We start from the raw sequence: 7,289 nt of genomic DNA on the forward strand, positions 1-7,289 counted from the left end.
GCCCAGGCGGTTCCGGCGACCCGCTGGCGGCCGGGGGGCTCGCTCTCGGCGGCATCCTGATGGTCGTCTACGGCCTGTTCGCGGTGTTCCAGGGCATCGCGGCGATCGCCGGTGACGAGGTGTACACGAGCTTCGGCCAGTACTCGTTCGAGTTCGACCTGACGGCGTGGGGCTGGATCCACGTGATCGTCGGTGCGCTCGTGGTGGCGGCCGGGCTCGGCCTGTTCGCCGGAGCCGCCTGGGCGCGGGTCGTGAGCGCGGTCGTGGTCGGCCTGGCGCTGATCGCGAACTTCCTCTGGCTGCCGTACCAGCCGTTCTGGTCCATCATCATGATCGTGACCGGTCTGTTCGTCCTCTGGTCGGTGTTCAACTACCGCCCCTCCCGCATGGTGTAAGCCCGGTCAGGGCGGCGGCGGGCGCCTCTCGCGCTCCGCGACCACCGCGTGCATCCGCCGTGTCAGAGCGGTGGCCGCCGCCGTGAGGAAGACGAACGTGTAGAGGATCTGGGCGACGGCCACCAGCCGGGCCTCCTGCCCGCGCGGGGTGATGTCGCCGTAGCCGACGGTCGCGAGGGTGATGACGGTGAAGTACAGCGCGTCGACCCGGGTGCGCAGGCCGGTGAACTGTCCCGGCTGCTGCGCGAGGGCGTAGTACCCGGACGAGAAGACCAGCACGGCCAGGCACATCAGCAGCGAGATCACGATGCCCGTCCGGGCCCGCGGCTTCTCCAGCACGATGTCGCGCACATGGCGCAGCAGCAGCGCGGCGATGAGCGCCAGGCACAGCACGAACAGCGGCCAGCCCAGCCAGGGGCGGTCGGCGCCGAGGCCCTCCAGCGGCAACAGGAAGTAGGCCGTGACGCCTGCCACGAGCAGGGCTCCGGCCACGATCCGCAGCCGGCGGACGGCGGCCGCCCGGGATTGCGGTTCCCGCTCCCGCCCGCCGCGGTGGGACTGCTCGCTGGCTTCGGGCATAGGTCCGGTCTACGGCGTACCCGGGCGGGACGCGACCCTTGCGCCTCCGTCGGTGGAGACGGGACGCGGGACCGCGAACCTCAAATGTTGCTCTGAAGGAGGGCGGGGCGCGGTTCGGGGGCCGGCGGCTGGGCCATACCCCCCTCACGTTCGAGGAACGGGCCGGGTGGAGGAGGGGACGATGGAGCGACTGGGGACGGGCATCGGGTGGCGGCCGGAGATCGCGGACGCCGTGGAGCGGATGCCGGGGATCGACTGGGTCGAGGCGGTGGCCGAGAACGTCTGCCCCGGGCACCTGCCCGACTCACTGCGGCGGCTGCGCGAGCGCGGCGTCACCGTGGTGCCGCACGGCGTCTCGCTCGGTCTCGGGGGCGCGGAACGGCCCGACGCGGCCCGGCTGACCGCGCTGGCCGAGTGTGCCGACGCGCTGGGCTCGCCGCTGGTCACCGAGCACATCGCGTTCGTGCGGGCGGGCGGGCCGCTGACGGCGTCCCCGCGTCTGGAGGCAGGTCACCTGCTGCCCGTCCCCCGGACGCGGGACGCCCTGGACGTCCTGTGCGAGAACGTACGCATCGCGCAGGACTCACTGCCGGTGCCGCTGGCCGTCGAGAACATCGCCGCGCTGATCGGCTGGCCGGGCGAGGAGATGACGGAGGGCCAGTTCCTGTACGACCTCGCCGACCGCACGGGCGTCCGCCTCCTCATCGACGTGGCCAACCTGCACACCAACCACGTCAACCGCGGCGAGGACCCCGCCAAGGCACTCGCCGAGCTGCCCCTGGAGGCCATCGCCTACGTCCACGTCGCCGGCGGCTTCGAACGCGACGGCGTCTGGCACGACAGCCACGCCCACCCGGTCCCGCGACCGGTCCTCGACATCCTGACGGACCTCGCCTCCCGGGTGTCCCCGCCGGGCGTTCTGCTGGAACGCGACGAGAACTTCCCGGCACCGGCGGAGCTGGAGCACGAGCTGAGCACGATCCGCCGGGCGCTTCAGGCGGGCGCTGTCGAACGCGTGAAGGCGGAACTCCGTGCGGCGGCCGGAACCATCCCCGAGAGCGGCGGCGATGAGCTGTTCGCGGGTGCCGGGACCGGGCGGCGGGAAGCGACCGGGGGCGTCGGCCCTGGCTCGCTCGTGGCGGCCGGCACCGAACGGCAGGAACGCGCCCGAGGCGTCACCGGCGGGCCCGCTGCCGGGACCGCGGCGGTACGGCAGGGCCACGAGACCGGGCCGGTACGGCAGGGCCACGAGACCGGGCCGGTACGGCAGGGCCATGAGACCGGGGCGGCCGGGGCGACACGGGGCGCCTTCGGCCGGCCCCACCAAGAGGACGTCGACGGCGCCCGGCAGCGGCTCGCACTGGCACAGGCGGCGCTGCTGTCGGCGCTGGTCGCGGGGACGCCCGTGCCCGAGGGGTTCGACCGGGTGCGGATCGGCGTACAGGCGAGGGCGCTCGCCGCGAAGCGCGCGGACGTCGTGGCGAAGGTCGCGCCCGAACTGCCGGTGATCCTCGGCGACGGGTACCGCACGGCGTTCGTCGGCTACGCCCAGACCCACCCCATGGCCTCCGGCTACCGGCGTGACGCCCTGACCTTCGCCGAGCACCTGCTGTCCACCGGGCACCCCGGTGACACGGGGGCGCGGCGGGAGTTGCGGGCGTGGTGGCTGGAGCGGTCGGGGCCCGCACCGCGCTCCGCCCGACCGGCCCACCGGCTCGTCCGCGCCACGCGCAGGGTACTGCTGCGACGTTGAGGACAAACCACCCGGCCCGTCCCCGAGCGCCCGCACCCGCGTACGTACGCAAGGGGCCGTGTCGGGGGGTGTTCGCCCGCAGCCGGTTGGCGCGTCAACGGACAGTCAGCCGTTGTCCGACCCCCATCGCGCCGTTCCGAGAACGGACACCCCCCCGACACGGCCCCGACCCACCACCCAGCGGCACGCGCTGCACCGCCGCGGGACGCCTGCGGCGCGAGAACGCTACGCCTCGGGCAGGTGCGCGTCCGGCGCGTCCGGGCGGTGGTCGGGCAGGCCCGAGCGGGTGGCCGCCTCGTGGCGCACCCGCAGGAACTCCAGGTGCCGCTCGTACTGGTCGAGGCTGTCGGCGATGAGCTGTTCCCGGGTGTAGCCCATTACGTCGTAGTCCTGGTTGCCCTCGGCGATCCGGACCTCGAAACGTACGTAGGTGTCGTGCGTGCTGACCGACCGGGTGGCGAAGGCGGGGGTCGGCAGTTCCACCGGCCAGACCTCGTAGAGGAACTCGTCGCTGGAGCCGATCGGCACACGCAGGCCGACGTGGGTGAGGCCGTTCTCCTCGACGGTGCCTTCCATGACCTGCGCCGGCGCTCCTTGCTGCCGCAACTCCTCGGCGACCTCCTGGAAGGCGGGACGGCACACCTGGTCGACGAATCGTGCGGCCGCCCGCCTGCTGGGGAACGCCATCGCGCGCGCCAGCCGGTGCCGCCAGTTCGGCGCCCCCGGCAGACCGTGCTGCGGCATACGTCCGGAAAGCGACGCGGGCAGCGTGGTGACCCTCGCCTCCACCTTCATCCGCTCGGTACGCAACGCCAGGTAGAGCCCGGCCATGATCAGGAACATGACGAAGGAGAACGGCAGGCCCATGATGATGGTGGCGTTGGTGAGCGCCTGCACACCGCCCACGATGAGCATGGCGAGCGTGAGCAGACCGGTCGCCACCGCCCAGAAGACGCGCAGCCACGCGGGCGCGTCGGTCACCGGGGTGGGCAGTTCAGCGCTGAGGTTGCCCATGACCAGGGCTCCGGAGTCGGCGGAGGTGACGTACAGCAGCAGCCCGACGAACGTCGCGAGTCCCGCGCTGAACAGGAATCCCGGGTACTGCTCCAGGAGGCTGTAGAAGCCCTGCTCGGGGACGTTCATGGCGGTTTCGCCGAACTCGGCGTTCCCGTCGCGCACCACGAACAGGGCGCTGTTGCCGAAAATCGCCAAGAAGAGGCCGGTGAAGAGGAACGGGATGACCAGCGTCGCGGCGATGAACTCACGCAGGGTACGGCCGCGCGAGATGCGGGCCAGGAAGAGTCCGACGAACGGGGCCCAGGCGACCCACCAGGCCCAGAAGAAGAGCGTCCACGCGTCCAGCCACTCGGTGGGCTGGTCATAGGCGAAGGTGTTCAGGGTCATCGACGGGAAGCGGCTGACGTAGTCTCCGACGTTCTGGACCACTGCGTTGAGCAGCCGGAACGGCTCGCCCACGACCAGGATGTAGAGCATCAGCAGGGTTGCGAGGAGGATGTTGAGCTGCGACAGCCGGCGGATTCCCTTGTCCACGCCGGACGCCGCGGACGCGGTGGCCATCGCCACCGCGACGACGATCAGGGCGATCTGCGCGGAAAGCCCTTCCGCCACGTCGAAGAGGACTTTCAGTCCGTAGTTCAGCTGCACCACTCCGATGCCGAGCGTCACGCCGATACCGAACACGGTGCCGATGACGGCCGCCAGGTCGACGGTGTCACCGATCCGCCCGTGAATTCGGCGTCCGATGATCGGATAGAGCGCGGAGCGGATCGCGAGCGGCAGCCGGTAGCGGAACGAGAAATATCCGAGCGCCATGCCCATCAGCGCGTACATGCCCCAGCCGGTGATGCCGTAGTGGAACAGCGTCCACACCACGGCCTGCCGGGCGGCCTCGAGCGTCTCCGGGTCGCCCTGCGGCGGCGCCAGGTAGTGACTGACCGGGCCGGAGACCGAGAAGAACATCAGGTCGATGCCGATGCCCGCAGCGAAGAGCATCGCCCCCCAGGTGAACAGACCGTAGTCGGGCCTGGAGTGCTGGGGGCCCAGCTTGACCGTGCCGTACTTGGACACGGCGATGAAGACGACGAACAGCAGGTACAAGGTCGCGGCGAGGAAGTAGTACCAGCCGAACCATTCGGAGATCTTGCCGACCACCACTCCGATGGCCGATTCCGCACCGGTGGGGGTGATGATCGCCCAGATCGAGATCGCGAGGACCAGGACGGCCGCGCCGAAGAACACAAAGGGTTTCAGGCGGGCCGTGCCCACCTCCTCCGCCGGTGTCTCCTCCGGCGCCGTTCCGGGGCCCTTCTCTCCAGTGGTCGACACAGCCGCGTTCCTCCTTCGCTGAGGGCCAGGACCCCGGCTCCCGGTTGCCGGCGGCGTCTGCCGCGGCCCGCGGAGCCGGGGTGGCCTCTTGTCATTGCCCGAACTTCCGGGCGCGGGGGACGCGGGTGGCGTCCTGGTGACTCGGAGCCCGGGCCGGGACCGGCCGGACACGGGGCCCTCCGGGCGGCCGTACAGGAGACACACCCGCGGCGGGCGGCCCTGCGGGGGGCCGTGGAGCGGTCACCGCGCCGCCGCCCGGCCGGCGGGCCCGGGGCGGCCGGTGATCAGGTCGGCCGCGCGTTCGGCGGCGAGCAGCACGGTCACCATCGGGTTGATGGTGGGCATCGTCGGGAACACCGACGCGTCGACGATCCGCACGCCCTCGAAGCCCCGCAGTCTCAGCTCGGGGTCGCAGACGGCGGCCGGGTCGTCCGCGGCGCCCATGCGGCAGGTGCCGGCCGGGTGGTAGACGGTGTGGGCCGCGCGGCGTCCGTACTCCGACAGGTCGGCGTCGGAGACGACGTCCGGTCCGGGCGCGACCTCGCGGACGAGCCAGTCGCGCAGCGGCTCGGTCGCGGCGACCTCGCGGGCCACCTTCAGCCCGTCCACGAGGGTGCGCTCGTCGTGGCCCTCGGGGTCGGTGAAGTACCGGAAGTCCAGGGCGGGATGCTCGGCGGGGTTGCTGCTGCGCAGCCACATGCGGCCGGTGGAACGGGCCCGCGGCACGTTCGGCGTCATGCACACACCGTGCCGTGGTACGGGGTAGCCCAGGCGTTCGGTGTTGACGGTGAACGGCACCTGGTAGAAGTGGAACATCAGGTCGGGGCGCGGCTGACCCCGGTCGCGGCGCAGGAACAGGCCGGCGTCGGAGTCCATCGCGGAGTTGGGCGGCAGCGGCCCCGCGGTCTCCCAGACGATCACGGACTCGGGGTGGTCCAGGAGGTTCTCGCCGACGCCGGGCAGGTCGGCCCGCACCTTGATGCCCAGGGCACGCAGGTCGTCGGCCGGGCCGATGCCGGAGAGCAGCAGCAGGCGCGGGGTGTCGATGGCCCCGGCGCACAGCAGGAGTTCACGCTCGGCGCGCACGGTGGCGGGTTCGCCGTCGGCGCCCCGGACGGCGACCCGCGTCAGCCGGCCCGACTCGTCGGGGATCAGCCGGTGGGCCCAGGTCTCCAGCTTCAGCGTGAGGTTGGGCCGGTCCAGCACCGGGTGGAGGTAGGCGACGGACGCGGAGGAGCGCAGGTTGCCCTCCGGCTGGTAGGCCAGGGAGAAGAAGCCGGTGCCGTCGGCGAAGGGTTCGGCGTTGAAGTCGTCCACGACGGGGACGCCGAGGGCGCGGGAGGCCGCGGTGACGAAGTCCTCGGCGATGGGATTGCGGTCGGCCTCGGCCACCGGGACGATCTTCGTGAGCAGCCGGTCGCGGTAGGGCAGGATCGTCGCCGGGTCCCAGCCGGCGCAGCCGTGCCGCACCCAGTCGTCGAGGTCCTGCGGCAGCGGCAGGAAGCTGATCAGGGTGTTGTGCGAGGAGCAGCCGCCGAGCACCCGGGCCCGTGAGTGCAGGATGTGCGAATTGCCGCGCGGCTGCTCGACGGTGGTGTAGCCGTAGTCGAACTCCGAGCCGAGCAGGTTGATCCAGTTGCGCAGGCGCAGGATGCGCTCGTCGCCGACATCGCTGGGGCCGCCCTCGATGACGCAGACGCGGCAGTCGGGGTCCTCGCTCAGCCGGGCGGCGAGTACGCAGCCGGCGGTGCCGCCGCCGACGATGACGTAGTCGTAGGCGGACTCGGCGCCGTGCGCGGGGGTGGTGGCCATGCCGTGCCTTTCGTGGTGGTGCGGTGTGGCGTGCGGGTCAGCCCTTGAACCAGCCGGAGGGGGCGGGGGCGAGGTTCTGGTAGATGTGCTTGGCCTCCTGGTACTCGCGCAGCCCCGTCGGGCCGAGTTCGCGTCCCACGCCGGAGCGGCCGAAGCCGCCCCACTCGGCCTGCGGTACGTAGGGGTGGAAGTCGTTGATCCACACGGTGCCGTGCCGCAGCCGCAGGGCGACGCGCTGGGCGCGGCTCGCGTCGGAGGTCCACACGCCGCCGGCGAGGCCGTAGCGGGTGTCGTTGGCCAGCTCCACCGCCTCGTCCTCGGTGCGGAAGCGCTCGACGGTGACGACCGGGCCGAAGACCTCCTCCTGGACGATGCGCATGGACCGGTCGCAGTCGGCGAAGATC

At 72.0% G+C, this 7,289-nt stretch carries 6 protein-coding genes; 2 read left to right on the top strand and 4 right to left on the bottom strand.

Translation table 11 applies throughout. The annotated features are described in order from the left end of the window. Positions 1 to 395, top strand: a 395-nt coding sequence (locus C1J00_RS34545; protein WP_342751774.1) for a DUF7144 family membrane protein, incomplete at its 5' end; no start/stop codon positions are given. Between the two features lie 6 nt (positions 396 to 401). Here the strand turns inward: C1J00_RS34545 and C1J00_RS34550 are convergent. Further along, positions 402 to 974 carry a potassium channel family protein gene (locus C1J00_RS34550; protein ID WP_102912904.1) on the bottom strand — a complete coding sequence of 191 codons (573 nt, stop codon included), beginning with the start codon at positions 972 to 974 and terminating at the stop codon, positions 402 to 404. 181 nt (positions 975 to 1,155) lie between these two features. Here C1J00_RS34550 and C1J00_RS34555 point away from each other — a divergent pair, with 181 nt between their 5' ends. After that, positions 1,156 to 2,727 carry an MbnB/TglH/ChrH family RiPP precursor modification enzyme gene (locus C1J00_RS34555; protein ID WP_102912908.1) on the top strand — a complete coding sequence of 524 codons (1,572 nt, stop codon included), beginning with the start codon at positions 1,156 to 1,158 and terminating at the stop codon, positions 2,725 to 2,727. Between the two features lie 225 nt (positions 2,728 to 2,952). Here C1J00_RS34555 and betT read toward each other — a convergent pair whose 3' ends face one another. The 3 genes from betT to C1J00_RS34570 form a co-directional block, all read right to left on the bottom strand. Further along, positions 2,953 to 5,073, bottom strand: coding sequence for a choline BCCT transporter BetT (gene betT, locus C1J00_RS34560; protein ID WP_102912905.1), 2,121 nt, complete (start codon positions 5,071 to 5,073; stop codon positions 2,953 to 2,955). 240 nt (positions 5,074 to 5,313) lie between these two features. After that, the gene (locus C1J00_RS34565) at positions 5,314 to 6,885 is read right to left on the bottom strand and encodes a GMC family oxidoreductase (protein ID WP_102912906.1); all 1,572 of its coding nucleotides are present in this window, start codon (positions 6,883 to 6,885) and stop codon (positions 5,314 to 5,316) included. Between the two features lie 37 nt (positions 6,886 to 6,922). After that, on the bottom strand, positions 6,923 to 7,289 hold a 367-nt coding region (locus C1J00_RS34570), incomplete at its 5' end, for an aldehyde dehydrogenase family protein (protein WP_146046306.1).

The organism is Streptomyces cahuitamycinicus (genome assembly GCF_002891435.1).
GTDB classification, from domain to species: Bacteria; Actinomycetota; Actinomycetes; order Streptomycetales; family Streptomycetaceae; genus Streptomyces; species Streptomyces cahuitamycinicus.

Excerpts from the sequence above, each read along its gene's own strand:
- C1J00_RS34550 (WP_102912904.1), bottom strand. The coding sequence starts at position 974 with ATGCCCGAAGCCAGCGAGCAGTCCCACCGCGGCGGGCGGGAGCGGGAA.
- C1J00_RS34565 (WP_102912906.1), bottom strand. The coding sequence starts at position 6,885 with ATGGCCACCACCCCCGCGCACGGCGCCGAGTCCGCCTACGACTACGTC.
- C1J00_RS34555 (WP_102912908.1), top strand. The coding sequence starts at position 1,156 with ATGGAGCGACTGGGGACGGGCATCGGGTGGCGGCCGGAGATCGCGGAC.